Annotated in this window: 16 protein-coding genes; 1 reads left to right on the top strand and 15 read right to left on the bottom strand. The window is 64.8% G+C overall.

Translation table 11 applies throughout. The annotated features are described in order from the left end of the window. Window positions 1-16: 16 nt before the first annotated feature. From tssF to ACR9ZC_RS09660, 13 genes are all read right to left on the bottom strand, one after another. Window positions 17-1,873, bottom strand: a complete 1,857-nt coding sequence (gene tssF / locus ACR9ZC_RS09720) for a type VI secretion system baseplate subunit TssF (protein WP_481580117.1) — start codon at window positions 1,871-1,873, stop codon at window positions 17-19. Between the two features lie 11 nt (window positions 1,874-1,884). Beyond that, window positions 1,885-2,361, bottom strand: coding sequence for a type VI secretion system baseplate subunit TssE (tssE, locus tag ACR9ZC_RS09715; RefSeq protein WP_481580116.1), 477 nt, complete (start codon window positions 2,359-2,361; stop codon window positions 1,885-1,887). 297 nt (window positions 2,362-2,658) lie between these two features. Beyond that, complete coding sequence (gene pyrF / locus ACR9ZC_RS09710) at window positions 2,659-3,483, bottom strand: orotidine-5'-phosphate decarboxylase (RefSeq protein WP_331571347.1); 825 nt, start codon at window positions 3,481-3,483, stop codon at window positions 2,659-2,661. A gap of 115 nt (window positions 3,484-3,598) precedes the next feature. Then, window positions 3,599-4,633: an aldose 1-epimerase gene (locus ACR9ZC_RS09705; protein WP_331571349.1), complete on the bottom strand. Its 1,035-nt coding sequence runs from the start codon at window positions 4,631-4,633 to the stop codon at window positions 3,599-3,601. Window positions 4,634-4,753: 120 nt separating this feature from the next. Beyond that, window positions 4,754-5,674, bottom strand: coding sequence for an SMP-30/gluconolactonase/LRE family protein (locus ACR9ZC_RS09700; protein ID WP_481580115.1), 921 nt, complete (start codon window positions 5,672-5,674; stop codon window positions 4,754-4,756). Continuing rightward, window positions 5,671-6,459, bottom strand: a complete 789-nt coding sequence (locus ACR9ZC_RS09695; RefSeq protein WP_481580114.1) for an SDR family NAD(P)-dependent oxidoreductase — start codon at window positions 6,457-6,459, stop codon at window positions 5,671-5,673. Before ACR9ZC_RS09695 ends, ACR9ZC_RS09700 begins: the two co-directional genes overlap by 4 nt. Window positions 6,460-6,495: 36 nt before the next feature. Beyond that, window positions 6,496-7,512, bottom strand: coding sequence for an L-arabinose ABC transporter permease AraH (gene araH / locus ACR9ZC_RS09690; protein WP_481580113.1), 1,017 nt, complete (start codon window positions 7,510-7,512; stop codon window positions 6,496-6,498). A 145-nt stretch (window positions 7,513-7,657) separates the two neighbouring features. Next, window positions 7,658-9,190: an L-arabinose ABC transporter ATP-binding protein AraG gene (gene araG / locus ACR9ZC_RS09685; RefSeq protein WP_481580112.1), complete on the bottom strand. Its 1,533-nt coding sequence runs from the start codon at window positions 9,188-9,190 to the stop codon at window positions 7,658-7,660. An 81-nt stretch (window positions 9,191-9,271) separates the two neighbouring features. Then, the gene (locus tag ACR9ZC_RS09680) at window positions 9,272-10,273 is read right to left on the bottom strand and encodes an arabinose ABC transporter substrate-binding protein (protein WP_440563975.1); all 1,002 of its coding nucleotides are present in this window, start codon (window positions 10,271-10,273) and stop codon (window positions 9,272-9,274) included. Window positions 10,274-10,444: 171 nt separating this feature from the next. Further along, on the bottom strand, window positions 10,445-11,224 hold the full coding sequence (locus ACR9ZC_RS09675; RefSeq protein ID WP_440563977.1) for an SDR family oxidoreductase: 780 nt from the start codon (window positions 11,222-11,224) through the stop codon (window positions 10,445-10,447). Then, window positions 11,221-11,919 carry a 2-dehydro-3-deoxy-6-phosphogalactonate aldolase gene (locus ACR9ZC_RS09670; protein ID WP_331571363.1) on the bottom strand — a complete coding sequence of 233 codons (699 nt, stop codon included), beginning with the start codon at window positions 11,917-11,919 and terminating at the stop codon, window positions 11,221-11,223. Before ACR9ZC_RS09670 ends, ACR9ZC_RS09675 begins: the two co-directional genes overlap by 4 nt. A 31-nt stretch (window positions 11,920-11,950) precedes the next feature. Further along, the gene (locus ACR9ZC_RS09665) at window positions 11,951-12,976 is read right to left on the bottom strand and encodes a 2-dehydro-3-deoxygalactonokinase (RefSeq protein WP_481580111.1); all 1,026 of its coding nucleotides are present in this window, start codon (window positions 12,974-12,976) and stop codon (window positions 11,951-11,953) included. Further along, entirely contained in the window at window positions 12,973-13,917 is a 945-nt protein-coding gene (locus tag ACR9ZC_RS09660) for an IclR family transcriptional regulator (RefSeq protein ID WP_481580110.1), read from the bottom strand. The genes ACR9ZC_RS09665 and ACR9ZC_RS09660 overlap by 4 nt, the downstream gene beginning before the upstream one ends. Before the next feature lie 223 nt (window positions 13,918-14,140). Between ACR9ZC_RS09660 and ACR9ZC_RS09655 the strand changes: the two genes are divergently transcribed. Then, on the top strand, window positions 14,141-14,659 hold the full coding sequence (locus ACR9ZC_RS09655; protein WP_481580109.1) for a cupin domain-containing protein: 519 nt from the start codon (window positions 14,141-14,143) through the stop codon (window positions 14,657-14,659). 68 nt (window positions 14,660-14,727) lie between these two features. Here ACR9ZC_RS09655 and mtgA read toward each other — a convergent pair whose 3' ends face one another. Both mtgA and aroE read right to left on the bottom strand, forming a co-directional pair. After that, the gene (gene mtgA / locus ACR9ZC_RS09650; protein ID WP_481580108.1) at window positions 14,728-15,444 is read right to left on the bottom strand and encodes a monofunctional biosynthetic peptidoglycan transglycosylase; all 717 of its coding nucleotides are present in this window, start codon (window positions 15,442-15,444) and stop codon (window positions 14,728-14,730) included. Beyond that, window positions 15,441-16,328 (bottom strand): shikimate dehydrogenase, encoded by an 888-nt coding sequence (gene aroE / locus ACR9ZC_RS09645; RefSeq protein WP_331571374.1) that lies wholly within the window; start codon window positions 16,326-16,328, stop codon window positions 15,441-15,443. The genes mtgA and aroE overlap by 4 nt, the downstream gene beginning before the upstream one ends. Between the last annotated feature and the right edge of the window lies 1 nt (window position 16,329).

Raw genomic sequence — 16,329 nt, 5'->3', positions numbered from 1 at the left:
TGCGGTCCGCACGCGATTACACGAGAATCGATTCGCCACTGCGAGCCTTGCAGCGAATGATTTCCCGCCCTGTCTTCGCCGACACCACTGTCAGTTGCGTGAAATTGTTGATGTGGACGTACAAGCCAAAGAACCGGTCCAGAACATCGATGAAGGTGGCAAGACTCGCCCCGACGAAATGCTCTTCGTCCAGCGTGAGCCGAATGCCGATACCTGGCACATAGATTGGGAACGGATAATTGCCTGTCTCCGGCGTCCGAGCCATCCGTTCGAGGGCTGAAGTTGCCTCGAGCGACACGATACCGTCGATATGCAGGGCGGATACGGATGTGCGGCGCTGATCGTAGAGCCGCAGCATTTCCTTGAGCGTCTTCTCGCCGTTCCTCGCGAGCGAAAGATGGTTCAACGACAGGTGCGAGACGATCTGCCAGTGAGCAGCGTTTCGCCGGTCGAAACGTGTGGTCTGCGTCGGCCGCATCAGCAGCGCGATCCGCTGCCCGAGCGGCGCGCCGCTGATGAACAGATCGCCGCTCGGCTGGCCGATCGAAAGACGCTCCGGCAGATCCCGGTTGGTGGCGGTGATCTCAAGGCTGAGCGTGTCGATCTGTACCTCGGCCGGGTTGAAGCCCAGATCGACGATCGATAGCTCGGTTTCATAACCGGGGCTGTGCTGCGCCACCCAGTCGCTGCGGCGCGCATACCAGTAAAGCCCGGCCTGCGATGCCTCGCCATGACGCAGAGAAAAGAAAGGCCGGAGTTCGGCGATCTCTTCACCTCGGTCTTCCTTCTTGCGCACAAGGCGAACGGAGTCGATCGAGTACACCTCATACGCAAAGGCTTTATGGCTGTCACCCACCACCGGAGAAGCCGCGGCCTGTTGGGTCAGCAGCACGGGCGTTGCGGGTCTTCTGAACAGGTTGATGACCGGCGTACAGAAAAGCCGCAGGTGATGCGCTGCGAGCGAGCCCAGCAATCCCGCAGCATGCGAATCGCCCGTTTCCCTGACGGCGAGGTGCAGCGTGATGCGCTCGCATGGGCCGGCTGCTCTCGCCATAGCCGCGAGGTCGAAGTCGATGAAGTTGAATTTGTCGGGGAAAGCGAAATACTCGGTCAGCAAGCGATAGGCCGGATGTGCATGACCCGGGAAGTCGATCAGCGCATCGGCCTCATCGAAGCCGACTTCGGCAACCGGAACGCTCGATAGACGTGTCCAACGCCCGCCGGCCCCCTGCTCTACGTAAGCTTCCAACGTGTGGAGAAACAGCGCGTCGTTCAGCGATGCAACGAGCGGTTGATCGCCCGACAGATGCACGCGTATCCGGTCGAGCTGCAGGCCGCCGAGGTCGAACTGAGGCGCGCTCGATTCGAACGTGATCGAAATCATTCCCGCCGTATTGGACGGCACGACAGCCACGCTCGGGTCGGGGCCGCCCGGCACATAGCGGGCGTCGAGCACGCGAATCGGAGCAAGGGCTACATCGTAGGCCGTCCGGAACGTGCATCGAACGCCGCGCACCGGGTGGGACTTCGCCTCCGTACCGCGCGCAATGATGCGAGGCTTCGTGAGCTGGTTGACTTCGTCCCCACCGCTGAACTGTGCGATGGAACAGGCCGGAAATGGTCGCAAATAATGGGGATACTGGACCTCGAGCAGAGCGTCCGTCAATTCAGGGTAATCGTCTTCGATCTTCTTGCTGATCCGTGCATTCAGAAACGCCACCGACTCGATCAGACGTTCGACGTGAGGATCTTCGGCAAGCTCGCCGCGTATGCCCAGGCGGCCGGCAGTTTTTGGATAGCGTTCGGCAAATTCGCGCGAGTACCTTCGCAGATACGCCAGTTCCCGCTCATAGTAGGGTAGCAAATCGTCCATCCCGAATCCCCTTAAGCCTTACCTCTCGTGCGGGCCACAGAGTACCGGCGTGTCGACGGTTGCAACTGCGCATCGAAATTAACCAGCTCTTGTGCCGGATGTAGAACCAGCAAGGCCCTGATCGTGAAGTTCAGCGCGCTGACGGACCGCTCATGAAGCGCAAGCGTCACCTCGACGTCTTTCAGTCGCGGCTCGTGACGCGCGATCGCGCGCTGGATGGACTCGCAGATGAATTCGCGATCGTCGGAGCTTGCAAGACTGCGGGCCGAGAAATCGTTCAACCCGTAGGACAGCATCGAACTGGCGCATTCCGGAAACGGCTCCATCTGCGCTTCGGAAAACGTCATGCGTGTGTTCAGCAGCGACTCCAGATCGCCCGCCATCGAATGCTTGATTTCATCGAGCGACAAGGCGCGTACAGTCGACGCACTCCCCTGGGGCGAATGACGCTCAAACAGCTTGTCGAATATGCTCGGTTCAAAACGCATTTGAGATACATGCCAGTTGAATATTTTGATACGGAGCAAGCCGATCGCTCCAGCCGAGCGCCGGAGAATACTACGGAGAGGAATGGGAAAATTAGAATGTCCTTTTGAATAGGACTTCCGATCGATTAGCCGATCTATTCGAATTGGGTGAATTCCCCAATCTTTTAATGGCTGAAAATGATTTCAACCACTTCAAGAATCTCCGCCTGCCAGGCAGACGAAGCAGCACGCCTCGCGGGTTCGACATGGAGTGCTCGATGGGCACGGCGGTCAGTCATGCGCCGCGCCCGTTGACTGCTATCGGTAACGGTTGATCGTATCCCGCGTCTCGCGTGCCGCCGTCGCGGCCGCCTGCGCAAAATCGTCGCCCTTCCCCGCATAAAGGATCGCGCGCGAGGAATTGATCATCATCCCCGTGCCCGCCTGCGTGCGCCCGGCGCGCACGGTTGCTTCGACATCGCCACCTTGCGCGCCGATGCCCGGAATCAGCAGCGGCATATCGCCCACGATTGCGCGCACCGTTTCGATTTCCTTCGGAAACGTCGCGCCGACGACGAGTGCGAGCTCGCCGCTCGCATTCCACTTTTGCGCGGCAAGCGTCGCCACCGTCTGATAGAGCGGCCGGCCACCGCAGTCGAGGAACTGAAGATCCGAGCCGCCCGCGTTCGAGGTCCGGCAAAGCACGATGACGCCCTTGCCCGGGTGCGCGAGGTAAGGCTCGATCGAATCGAAACCCATGTACGGGTTGACTGTCACCGCGTCCGCGCGATACCGCTCGAATGCTTCGCGTGCGTACTGCTCGGCCGTGCTGCCGATATCCCCTCGCTTGGCATCCAGAATGACCGGCAGGCCCGGGTGCGCCTCATGAATATGGGCAATCAGTGCCTCGAGCTGATCCTCGGCACGATGCGCCGCGAAGTAGGCGATCTGCGGCTTGAAGGCGCTTGCAAACGGCGCCGTCGCATCAACGATCGCGCGGCAGAAGTCGAAGATGGCATCGCCGCGGTTCGCCAGCGCGCCGGGAAAACGCGACGGTTCGGGGTCGAGCCCGACGCAAAGCAGGGAATCGGTGCGTTGCCACGCACGGTCGAGCGTGCGGACGAAAGACGGGCTGGAAGACATGGATCGAGCGCCCGCGAGGGCCGGTTATCGAATGTGAGGTGCGTATTCTAACCGCCGTCATGCGCAAGCCGGACCCGCCCGCGACCACCATCGCGGTGCGGCACGGCTCGCGGCGTTATCTGCCGACGCGCTCGACCGTGAACCGGAACTCGCGCGAGAGCTTCTCTCCGGGCGCAAGCACGGTCATGCCGTGTGAATCGGGGCCGCCGGGCAGATTGACGGCGTTGATCGGATGATCGACGGGCTCGAAGCAAAAGAACGCTTCACCCGGCGGCGTGTAAAGCACGTAGTAGTCGGCGTCCGCCGCGATCGTCAATGACAAGCGCTTTTCCGGCCAGACCACCGTGGCATGTCCGCTCCAGCCTGTGAACGAGTGGTTCACGAGCGCGCCGGGCAGCGGATAGGCGACACCGAATTGCCAGGCCGGCGGCACCGGCACATGCCGCACGGGAAGCCAATCGTCGCCGGCCAACCACAGGCCGCTCGCCGCCGCGGCAAGATGCGTCTCGCCGTTGCGCGGCAAAAACGGATGGAGGCCGAGCCCGAACGGCAACGGCTCGCGCCCGGCATTTTCGACGGCGAGCGAGACGACAAGGCTGGCGCCGTCGAGCGCATAGGTCAGCGCCGCACGGTAGCCGTACGGCTTGCCGCGGCTGCGATCGAGCGCGAGCGTCGCACTCGTGGCGTCGTGCGCGACGAGCTCCCAAGCCTGCAGCCAGCCATCGCCATGGATCGGCAGCGGCTCGGCCGGACGGTTGCGCGGCACGTCGACCTGGCGCCCCGCAAACCTGAATGAGGCACCCCCGATGCGATTCGAATACGGTACGAGCGGATAGCAGGCCAGCGCGTTGGGGTCCGCGCCCGCTGTGACGGACGGCGTGCGGCGAAACACCGGGACCGTTCCGTTGCCGCTGCCGCGCCAGTCGAAACGCGTAATCGCGCCGCCCAGCGCCGGCGCCACGTCGAGACGCAATTGTGAAGTCGAGAGCGACACGGTGGCGCTTTCGCCGCCCGCGCCGAGCCCACGCGCGAGCACCGCGGTGCTGGGCCCCGGCCGCACCGGCTGACTCACCGCCGCGAGCTTGGCACGGCGCGCCGCGGACGGTGTCTCGCCCCGCGCCAGTCGGGCATCGGAATTCGCTGCGGCCATAGTCTGCTCCTCGAGAGGCGAGATGCGGTCCGGATCGGACGGGTCTTACTTGAAAGGCGGCGATACCTGCCGCCTTTGTCTCTTTATTTATCGTTCGGTTCCTGGCAGTTGGCCAGAACCTCAGGCGGGCAAACCCGCGAACACCACCTCGGGCACCCCGCGGCGCACGACTGTCGCGGCGAACACGCCGCCTGTGTCGGGCTCGGCGGCAAGCTGATCGGCATCGAGCCCGACTCGCGCGGTCGTGACGTAGAGCGTGCCAAGGTCCGCTCCGCCCAGCGCAACACAGCTCGGCTGCCGGGCCGGGACCACGACGCGCTCGGTTTCGTGGCCGGCGGCGTCGTAGCGCACGACCCGCCCGGCGCCCCAGTGCGCATTCCATAAACCGCCCTCGGCGTCGACGGTCGATCCGTCGGGGTCGCCGTCGGGATCGGTGACGGCTGCGAACCGATGCGACGGTCCGACGCTGCCATCGGCGCCATAGGCGCAGGCACGAATCTCGCGCGTCAACGAATCGCAGAAGTACATCGTCGCGCCGTCGGGGCTGAACGCGATGCTGTTCGCGATTGCCGGCGCGGGTAGAGGCAGCCTTTCAACGGACAAGTCCAGACCCAGACGATAAAAACCGCCGACGGGCTGCTGCTTGTCCGCTTCATGCATGGTGCCGAAGACAAAGCGCCCCTGCCGATCGCACTTGCCGTCGTTCAGACGCGTACTCATGCCCGGCTCGACCTCCACGATGCGCGTGAATTCATTCGTCGCGAGATCGAAAAACGCCAGATGCGAGGCCAGGCCAAGGAGCAGCACGTGCGCGCGCGCGGTGAACGCGAACGTGGCCAGCCGTTCCGGCATGCGCCACTCGGCGCGCTCGCCGGTGCCGGGGTTGTAACGAAAGAGCCGCTGGCCTTCGATGTCGGTCCAATACAGTTGCCCCGTGCGGGCGCACCAGAGCACCCCTTCACCGAGCGTACATTCCGTATCGACGACAAGCGCTGCGCGATAGCTGCGCGGCGTATCGCCGTTCGTGTCGTGCCCCGTCATGCCCAACCTCCGTCAACGATGAACTCCTGCGCCGTGATCATCCGGCTGTCGTCCGCAGCGAGAAAAAGGGCCATGCGCGCGAGATCCTCGGGCAGCAATTCGCCATCGAGGCATTGGCCGGCCTTCAGTGCGCGCAAGCCGGCTTCGTCGAGCCACAGGCTCCGCTGCTTGTCGGTCATGACCCAGCCAGGCGCGAGCGTATTGACGCGAATCCCGAACGGACCTAGATCGCGAGCCAGCGCATGCGTGAGCCCCGTGATCGCCGCCTTCGACGTCAGATAGACCGGCATGCCGCCCTGCTTAAGCATCCAGCTGATCGAGCCGAGATTGACGATCGAGCCGCCGCCGGATGCTTTCATATCGTCGGCGACGGCCTGTGCCGCAAAAAACTGGTGCCGCAGATTGACCGCGATGCCCGCATCGAACGATTCCGGCGTGACTTCGGCGATCGTGTGACGTTTGTCGTTCGCCGCATTGTTGATCAGCGCCGCAATCGGTCCGAATGCGCCGCGCGCATCGGCAAGCGCGCCGCGCAGCGCCTCGATGTCGGTGATATCGCAAGCAAGAAACAGCGGCTTCGTCCGCGAATCGCCCAGCGCGTCTGCCAGGGCCTCGCCCGCGCTCGTGTCGATATCGCAAAAGGCCACGCGAGCGCCCTGTCCCGCGAAATGCGCGACGAACGAGGCGCCGATGCCCGTTGCGCCGCCGGTGATGAAGACGGTGCGATCGACGAGGCTGGGATACCGCGCGTAGGGACCGGGTTGCGGATGATCGGGTAACGCCATCGTGAGGAATCTCCGTCGATTACGTCGGCCGGCGCGTCAATCGCGCGAGCCGCGGTTCTTTAGTTGGTCGAGCAGCACGGCGGCGAGCAAAATCGCGCCGCGCACGAGGTATTGGTAGAACGCGTCGATATTGAGCAGGTTCATGACGTTCTCGACCGTGCCCATGATCAGCACGCCGATCACGACGCCCGAGATCGTCGCGCGGCCGCCGAGCAGCGAGACGCCGCCCAGAACGCAAGCCGAGATCACGTTGAGTTCGAAGCCCTGTGCCGCATTCGGCTGGCCCGACGTGATCCGCGATGCAAGGATCACGCCCGCCAACGCCGTCACCGCGCCCTGGACGAGAAAAATGACGACGCGCGTGCGCTCGACGTTGATACCGGCCAGACGCGACGCTTCGGGATTGCCGCCGATGGCGAGCGTATTGCGGCCGTAGATCGTATGGTTGAGCATTACGCCGAAGACGATGAAGCAGATCAGCGTCACCCAGATCGGCAGCGAGACGCCACCCAACGTCAGGCCGCCCAGCGCGATGAACGTGTCGGACGACACGCCGACTGCTTGTCCGTGCGACACGATGAAACCGAGGCCCCGCACGATCTCCATCGTCGCCAGCGTCGTGATCAGTGCGTTGATGCGCAGGTAGGCAATGACGGCACCGTTCACGAATCCGATGACGGCACCGGCCGCGACGGCCGCGACGATCGCAACGAACGTGTTGTCGGTTGCGTTGAGCACCATCGCGCACAGCACGCCCGCGAACGCGACGGTCGAACCGACCGAGAGATCGAAGTCGCGCGAGGCAAGACAGAACATCATCGTGCAGGCGACCATGCCGATCTGCGAAATCGACAACGCGAGGCCCAGCATGTTGTCGATCGAGAAAAAGTGATCGACCGTCAGCGACGTCGTGATGAACATCAGGGCGAAGATCAGGATGAGGCTGTATTCGGTGACCTGCTGCCACCATTTCTGCCGATCGTTCGTCTTCGGAATCAGCGCCTCGGCGGCCTGCTTGGCCGCCGAACTCGCGAGGTTTTCTCTAGCTTGCATTTCGTCGCTCCTTCACCCGTTTCTTCGCCCGCTTCCCGGTCCGTTTGTTCGTCCGTCGTCCACGGGCTACCGTGTTGTCCTGTCAAAGCATGTCGCTTCGGTCCCGCTACGGCCATCGATGCGCCGCCCGCGCGACGCGGATCGGCTACGCGGCCTCTTGCGCCTGGCCGGCTGCCTGCGAGTCGCCGCCTTGCGGCAACGCGAGGCTCAAGAGGGCCGACTCGTTGGCCTGGCCGCGCTCGAGCGTGCCCGAGATGCGCCCCTCGCGCATGACGACGATGCGATCCGATACGCCGAGTACCTCGGGCAACTCGGACGACACCATCACGACCGCGCAACCGCGCTCGGCCAGCTCGTAGATCACGTTGTAGATTTCGTGCTTCGCGCCGACGTCGATGCCGCGCGTCGGCTCGTCGAGAATCACGACCTTCAGCCCGGGCTCGGCGAGCCAGCGCGAGAGAATCGCCTTTTGCTGATTGCCGCCCGAAAGCAGCCGGATCCGCTGCCGGCGGTGCGGCGTCTTGATCTTGAGCAGCTTGATGAAACGCTCGGCCGTTTCCGCCTCTTTCGCGTGGTTGAGAAAGAGGCCCGCGCGCAGACCGTGTCGGCGGCAGCTGATGTTGATGTTTTCGGCCACGGACGCGATCGCAAGGATGCCCTCTTCCTTGCGATCCTCGGGACACAGCACGATGCCGTGGCGAATCGCCTGTCCCGGGCTCCTGATGTCGATCTCGGCACCGTCGAGGGCAATGCGCCCGCCGCGTTTTTTTTCGGCACCGTAGACGAGCCGCATGAGCTCGCTGCGCCCGGCGCCCACGAGGCCGAAAAATCCGAGGATTTCCCCCGCGCGGACCTCGAAGCTCGCCGGTGCGGCGAGCCCGTGCCCCTCTATGCCGTCGACGGCAAGACGCACGTCCTTGAGCTCGCGCGGCCGGTAATCGTAGATGTCCGTGATTTCCCGCCCGACCATTTCGGCGACGAGCGTCTCGCGCTTGACTTCGTGGAGATCGCGATGCGAGCCGACCTTGCGGCCATCGCGAAAAATAGTGCAGGCATCGCAAAGCGAATAGATTTCATCCATGCGATGCGAGATATAGATGAGCGCACGGCCATCGGCCTTCAGATCGCGCACGAGCTTGAACAGCACTTCGGTCTCGCGGTGCGAGAGCGAGCTCGTCGGCTCGTCGAGCGCGATGACGCGCGCATTGCGCATGAGCGCCTTGCAGATTTCGACCATCTGGCGTTGCGCGATCGAGAGCCGTCCGAGCTTCGCATTCGGATCGAGATCGACGCCCATCGCGGCGAGCCGCTCGCGCACGAAGCGCTGCGCGCCGCGTTTGTCGACGAACCCGAGCGCATTCGGCAGGCGGCCCAGCAGCAGGTTTTCCGTGACCGTCAGATCGGGCACGTACTGTAGTTCCTGATGGATGATGGCAATGCCGGCGGCGATCGACGCGGCCGCGCTCGAGAAGTGCACCTCCTGCCCGTCGATCATGATGCGGCCCGAGTCCGGCTGGTACTCGCCGCCGAGCACTTTCAGCAGCGTCGACTTGCCCGCGCCGTTTTCGCCCATGAGGCCATGCACTTGCCCGGCCTCGACCTCGAACGAGACGCCATCGAGCGCGCGCACACCCGGAAAGACCTTGCCGATGTTGTCAAAACGCAGCGTTGCTGCCATGTCGCTTCACCTCGTACTGATTGAAGATCCCCGCCGACATGGGGCTTCGCCGCCCCATGTCCGCAGAGACTGCCGCCACGGTTACTTCGAGGCCAGGCCCATCTTCTCGCGCACCTGCGCGACGTTGTCGCGCGTCGCGAGCATGCCCGTCGTCAGCGTGAGCTTGGGCGGCTCCTTGCCCGTCGTGATCCACGTGTACATCAAATCGGACGTTTCTTCGCCATGACGCTTCGGGCTGATGATGACCGTGCCGAAGAAGCCCGTCGGGTTCGGCTTCTTGAATTCATTCAAGGCCGAGTCCGAACCGCCGATGCCGACGCCGATCATGTTGTCGGCCTTGAAGCCGCGTCCCTCGGCTGCGCGCACGGCGCCGAGCACGGCTTCGTCGTTCAGGCCGTAGGCGACCCAGTGCTTGAACTGGGGATTCTTCGTGAGCGCGATGTTCGCGGCGTTGAAGGCGTTTTCCGTGTCCGTCTTCGCTTGCGGCGCGGCGATCACGTTGGCTTTCGGGAAGCCCGCGGCAACGAGCGCGTCGGTCGCGCCCGACGTGCGATCGTGAGCCGTCGGCAGCTGCTCGTAGGTCACGTCGATGGCGCCGACGTCCTTCATGTCCCAGCCGCGCTTCTTGATTTCGGCCGCGATGCCGTCACCCACTTGCTTGCCGATGTTGTAGGCGGAGATGCCCATGTGCGGCACGGCTTCGATCGGCTTGCCGCTGCCATCGACGAGACGGTCGTCGACCGTCATCATCTTGAGGTTGTGCGCCTTCGCCTTTGCGACGATACCGGGCCCGAGCTTGACGTCCGGCGTGCAGATGATGAAGCCCTGCGCCTTTTGCGCCGCCAGGTTGTCGATCGCGCTCATGACCTTTTCACCGGAGGGCGCGCCGATCTTCACGAGCGTGAAGCCCTTTTCCTTCGCAGCGCTCTCGGCGAATTTCCATTCATCCTGGAACCACGGCTCTTCGGGCTGCTTCACGAGAAAGCCGATTTTCACCGGGTCGGCCGCCTGGGCAGCCGGCGCTGCGGCGAACATCGCGCCTGCCGCAACCGCTGCGAGCGAAAGGAATATTCTGCGCTTCATGTGCGTGTCTCCTGTCTATTGAAGGTGTGGGCCGCGTTGTCTTGGTCGGATAACTCACGCGGCCGGTGCGTCATCCGATGTCGATGATTTGTTGTCGTGCTGCCTTCTTGCTGCTTTCTTTGCTACCCGGATACCGCGTGCGAGTCGCCTCGGCACCGCCGGCCCCGTCGCTCAATCGTGGTAGAGCGCCGAGCGTCCCCCGTCCACCGTGATGCAACTCGCATTGATGAAAGGCGCCTCGTCCGATGCGAGAAACACCGCCGTCATCGCCACCTCCTCCGGCTGGCCGATTCGCTTCATCGGCTGCAACGCGAGCGTCGCGCGACGTGCGGCCTCGGGGTCGGGCTGCGCATTCCACCAATCGAGTGTCAACTGCGTCTCGATGTAGCCCGGCGCGATGGCATTGACCCGCACCTGTCGCGCCGCGTATTCGATACCGAGCGCACGCGTGAGCCCGATCACGCCGTGCTTGGCGACCGGGTACGGGAAACAACCGGGAATGATCTTGAACGCATGCGTCGAAGCGATATTGACGATGCTGCCGCGTCCGCGTTCGACCATGCCCGGCAACACCGCCCGGCAACCGTTCCAGACTCCGTCGAGATCGACCGCGAAGCACCGGCGCCAATCGTCGTCGGTCATCGTCAGCGGATCGCAAAACACATTGATGCCGGCGTTATTGACGAGCACGTCGATGGGACCGAACGCGTCTTCTGCCGCCGCGACCGCGTCGCGCACGGAGGCCGCGTCGGTCACATCGGTTCGATGCGCCTTCACGCGCGCCCCGGCATGCTCGCGCTGGATCGCGTCGCGGCTCGCTTCACCGGCATCGGTATCGAGTTCGGCCAGCAGCACCGCTGCGCCTTCGCCCGCGAATGCCCGTGCGATGGCCGCGCCGATGCCCCGGCCGGCACCGGTCACGAGCGCGACTTTGCCGGCCAGCCGATTCATCGCGCGACTCCTTCGCGTGCCGCGCGCAGTCCGTCGGCGAATGCGCGCGCACGCACGGCGGTTTCGTCAGGACCCTGACCCGGGCGATAAAGCGCCGAGCCGAGCCCGAATCCGTCCGCACCCGCCGCGAGAAACGGCTGCATGTTCTCAGGCGAGACGCCCCCCACCGGTACGATCGGTACGCGCTTGGGCACGACCGCCCGCCATGCTTTGACCACATGCGCGCCGAGCTGCTCGGCGGGGAACATCTTCAGTGCATCGGCACCGGCCGCGAGCGCCGCAAATGCCTCGGTCGGCGTGGCCACGCCGGGCGTGCATGCCAGTCCCGCGGCCTTCGCCGCACGAATGACCGCCGCATCCGCATGCGGCATGACGACGAGCTCGCCGCCTGCGCCGGCCAGCGTACCGACGAGCTCGGGCCGCAATACGGTCCCGGCCCCGACGATCGCATCGTGCGGCAGCGCCGCGCGTATCGCCGCAATGCTCTCGAACGGCGCAGGCGAATTCAGCGGCACTTCGATGACCCGGAACCCCGCGTCATAGAGCGCAAGCCCGTGCTCGCCAGCTTCTCCCGGTTCGATGCCGCGCAAGATTGCGATCAGCGGGCAAGCGGCGAACGCGGCGGCAAAGCGTGGGTGCGGCCGGTACGGTGCAGGCAGGTCGAGATCGGTGGTGTTAGGGTCGGTCGTAACCATGTCGTATTCCGTCGATGTCGTGATGCGCCGCTCAGCGGCCCAGGTCCGTGGTGCCGACCGCGTTCGCGGCCGGCGCTGCCGCGCCGCCGACGAGCCCGGCTTGCACGGCGATGCGCCACAATCCGCGCTCGGCCGCATGCTCGACGATCGCGGCATTCGCGCTGCCGAATTCCGCCAGCGCGAGTCGGTACCGCTCGCACAGTGCGGGCTCCCCGATCAGCCGCAGGGCCTCGTTCTCGAGCCCCTCGCCTCGCGAGGCCAGCACCGCCCGAAGGCCGGCCAGTTCGTGCCCGATCAGGAGCCCGGATAGATAGTCGGGCTGCTGGTCCGCTTGCAACTGCGCGGTGAGGCCCAGCGTTCGGGTGCTGAAGATCGTCGCCAGCAGCCCCGCATGATCGGCGTTCTTCGCCACCGTGATGCCGCGCAGGAATGCTTCCGTGTCGGGCTTGGCCGGCTGCGTCATCGTGCGGCCGAGGATCGTGTGATCGCGCAACGCGGCAAAGAGCTCGCCCGTCATGAAGGTATGAAAGGCTTCGATGCGTTCGCCGCGCACCACGGCCCACTTCGCGTGCGTGCCCGGCAATCCGACGAGCGCCGCCGCGCCGTTTGCACCGAGCGCGGCATCGCTTGCGAGCGCCCCGACGATCTGCGTCTCTTCTCCGCGCATGACGTTCGGCAGCTCGCCGCGCTCGATCACGCCCGGTACGATGTGAAGCACGACTCCGCGCGCCGTCGCGACATCGACGATGCCCGCAACGAGCTCCCGCGCCGTGGCGGGCGTATCGACATAGGGCGCCTCGCGCCAACCTTGAGCGCTGCCGACCATGCCCGCGGCGATCGCCGGCAGATCGGGGAACGCCTCGAACCACTCTGCAGCGACGGCTTCGAACGCGACGTCGAAGCCGCCGGGCCGCGGCAAGTTCATGATTCCGGCAGTCGATGCGCGGGTGGCCAGTACGTTGCCTTGCGCATCGAAAAGATAGGCGCGCAGCGACGTCGTGCCCCAATCGAGCCCGATCAGTGCCGGCTCGGCAAATGTCGAATGCGATCCGATCATCGTTTGATCCGCCGTGTTCCCTGGGGCGCGCGCCAGCCGAGTTCCTCGGAGATTCCGCGTGCCTCGCGCTGCACAAGCGGCACGAGCTCGTCCATGCGTTCGAGCGACATGTACGGAACCGTGCTGGCAACCGAGACGGCCGCGACGATCGCACCCGACGCATCGCGCACCGGTCCCGCCACGCAGCGGATCGACGTCTCGTTTTCTTCGAGATCGAACGTGAATCCGCCTGCTGCATAGCGCACCATGCGGTGCAGGAAGAGCGGCTTGTCGGGCCGATTCTCGGGTTTGAACGTCACGCCCGCGAGGGCCCGACGCGAGACGTCGAAAAGCCGCTCCCAATCGTCCGGCTTCAAATCGAGCATCAGTGCCTTGCCGATCCCTGTGGACGCCAGCGGCATCCGGTGTCCGACACGCGAACGCATTTCGAGTCCGCGTTGGCCGGAAATCTTGTCGATATAGAGAACGTCGTCGCCATCGCGTACGCCCAGGTGGATCGTATCGAGCGTGGCTTGCGCGAGCCGCTCGAGATGGGGGCGCGCCACCGCCGTCAGCGGCATTTGCTCGAGCGCGATGGTACCGAGCTCGATCAGCTTCGGTCCCAACAAATAGCCCGCGGGCGTCTGACGCAGATACCGCGCCTGCACGAGGCTGTTCAACAGACGATGCGTGGTGCTGCGCGAGGTGCCGAGCACCGCGGCGAATGCACGCATGTCGTGCGCGCCCGCGGCCGCGGCTTCGAGAATCGCCAGGCCGCGCAGCAGTGTCTGCGTGCCGGCCTGCTGGTTCGCGATGTCGAGCGGGGTACCCGAAAGGCTGATTTCGTCCGCACCGGCGCGCGAGGAGAGCGCGGCGGCCAAGGCTGCGCCGCCCGGCGTTTCCGGTATATCCGACGTATCCGGCCCGTCGGGCGTATGCGCCGCTTGTTCGGGGGGGTTCATCGCTGTCTCCCATGTCATTTCGTCGAGATTGTAGGCGGCCGCCTTCGACTGTTCAACATATGAGTTCAACGTCCATATATTGGGATTCTTCGCGCATCCGGTCATGCCGGCGATTGCGTACCGCGAAGGCTCGATAGGGGGAGATGAGCGCCGGCCGCGCGTACGTGTTCTATATTGAGCAGCTTCTCTCTTCCCTGGGCCCGCCCCTTTCGAGGACCACGAAATGAAACCGATCATCAATCTTGCCGACGTCGAACTCTCACCGCGGCCCGCCGCCTTCGCACCGCCAGAATCGATGAACGACCGTTACGGGGAGGTCCGGATCGGCCAGATCGGGCGCGCAATCGGTGCGCGCAAGCTCGGCTACAACGTGACGGCCGTGCCGCCCGGCAAGCGGGCGTTTCCGTGTCACAGCCATTCGGTCAACGAGGAAATGTTTTTCGTGCTCGAAGGTACGGGAGAAATACGGATCGGCGAGGCGCGCTATCCGATCCGCGCCGGCGATGTCATCGCATGCCCGCCTGGCGGCGAAGATGCTGCCCATCAGATCGTGAATACGGGCGAGTCGGAATTGCGGTATCTGGCGGTGAGCACGATGAGTCTGCCCGAAGTGGTGGAATATCCCGACTCGGGCAAATTCGGCCTGCTCGCCGAACTACCCGGCCGCGCTGGCGAGCCCTCCACCGTCTTCCGTTTCGTCTCGCGCAAGGAAGCCGGCGTCGGCTACTGGGAAGGCAATTGAGCAGCGGCGCAGCGGCGCAGCGGAACGACTGAGCACGCGCGCGCGGCGCCGGTCGACCCGGGAACGCCTCAGCGCGGCACTTCCGCGGCCCCCATGCGCCGAGCGATGACCGCCGCGCGCTGCGCCAGATAGCCTGACGACCGATGTTCGTCGAAATACTTCGGCCGCGGGAGCATGACGGCGAGCCGCGCCGCCTGCCAGGCGGTGAGCCGATCCGCGGAAACGCGGTAGTAGTAGCGTGCGGCGGCCTGCGCGCCGTAGACGCCATTGCCCCATTCCACCGAGTTCAGATAGATCTCGAAGATGCGCTGCTTGTCCATCAGCGTTTCGAGCATCCAGGTAATGACGAATTCCTGCCCTTTACGCACGTAGCTCTTTTCGCGCGAGAGAAAGAGGTTGCGCGCGAGCTGTTGGGTGATCGTCGAGCCGCCCGCGACGATCTTGCCGCGCGACTTGTTGCGCTCCCAAGCCTGCAGGATTGCATCCGTCTCGTAGCCGCTGTTATTGACGAAGTTGGCGTCTTCGGACGCAATGATGGCTCGCTTCAGATTGCGCGAAATCTTGTCGTAGGGAACCCATTCATGCGCGATCGACAAGTCGGGGCGGTCCGCGGCAAGACGCCACGCATCGGCGCGCATGAACGCAGTCGATCCCGGATTGACGAACGTCCACACGGCAATCTGCGCGAAGTAATAGGCCTGCGTTCCAAGCCACGCGGCAACGGCAACCGAAACCGCATACACGGCCCAGCGGGCCGGGCCCGTCGAGCCGCCACCCCGCTTCATGCGCGCGCGGCGGCGAGCGTTGCGCGCAACTCGGCGAGCACGGGTGCGCTCGCCGGCCGCACCGCGCGCCAGACGAAGAAGGACTCGGCCGCCTGCTCGACAAGCATGCCGAGACCGTCCGCCGCGCGCGCGCCGAGCGATTCGGCATGGTGCATGAAGACAGTCGGTTGCATGCCGTACATCATGTCGTAGGCGAGTGTGCCGGCGCCGAAAACGCGCTCGTCGCATTCGGGCAGCGCCGCGTCGAGGCTGCCCGCCGTAGCATTGACGACGATATCGTACGCGCGCGGGGCGGCCGCCTGCGGGCCGCCGCCGCCGAGCGCACAACCCGCATCGTTCGCGGCAGTACGGAATCGGTCGACGAGCGCATCGGCCTTCTCGGCCGTGCGATTGACGATCGTCAATTCAGCCGGCGAACGAGCCAGTATCGGCAGAATGACGCCGCGCGCCGCACCGCCCGCGCCGAGCAGCAGAATGCGCGCGCCCGCAAGACGGACTCCGAGGTTCGACTCGATATCGCGCACGAGACCCACGCCGTCGGTGTTGTCCCCGTACAGGCCGTCGCTGTCGACGCGCAGCGTATTGACCGCGCCTGCCGCCTCGGCGCGCGCGGACAGCCGGTCGGCCAGCCCATGCGCTTCGAGCTTGAACGGCACGGTGACATTGAGGCCCCGTCCCCGTGCGGCGATGAATGCACGTACCGTGTCGGCGAATCCCCCGATCGGCGCTAGCAGATGGCGATATTCGACGGGCTCTCCCGTCTGCCCGGCAAAACGCGCGTGAATGAACGGCGACTTGCTGTGCGCAACGGGATTGCCCACGACGGCATAGAGTTCGCGACCCTCCGTAGCCGGAGCGATCGCTGGGAGTTCGATCGGTTCCATC

The organism is Trinickia sp. HAY1-2D (assembly GCF_056754935.1).
The sequence above is the reverse complement of the archived record's forward strand: the minus strand, read 5'-3'. Positions and strand labels throughout refer to the sequence as shown.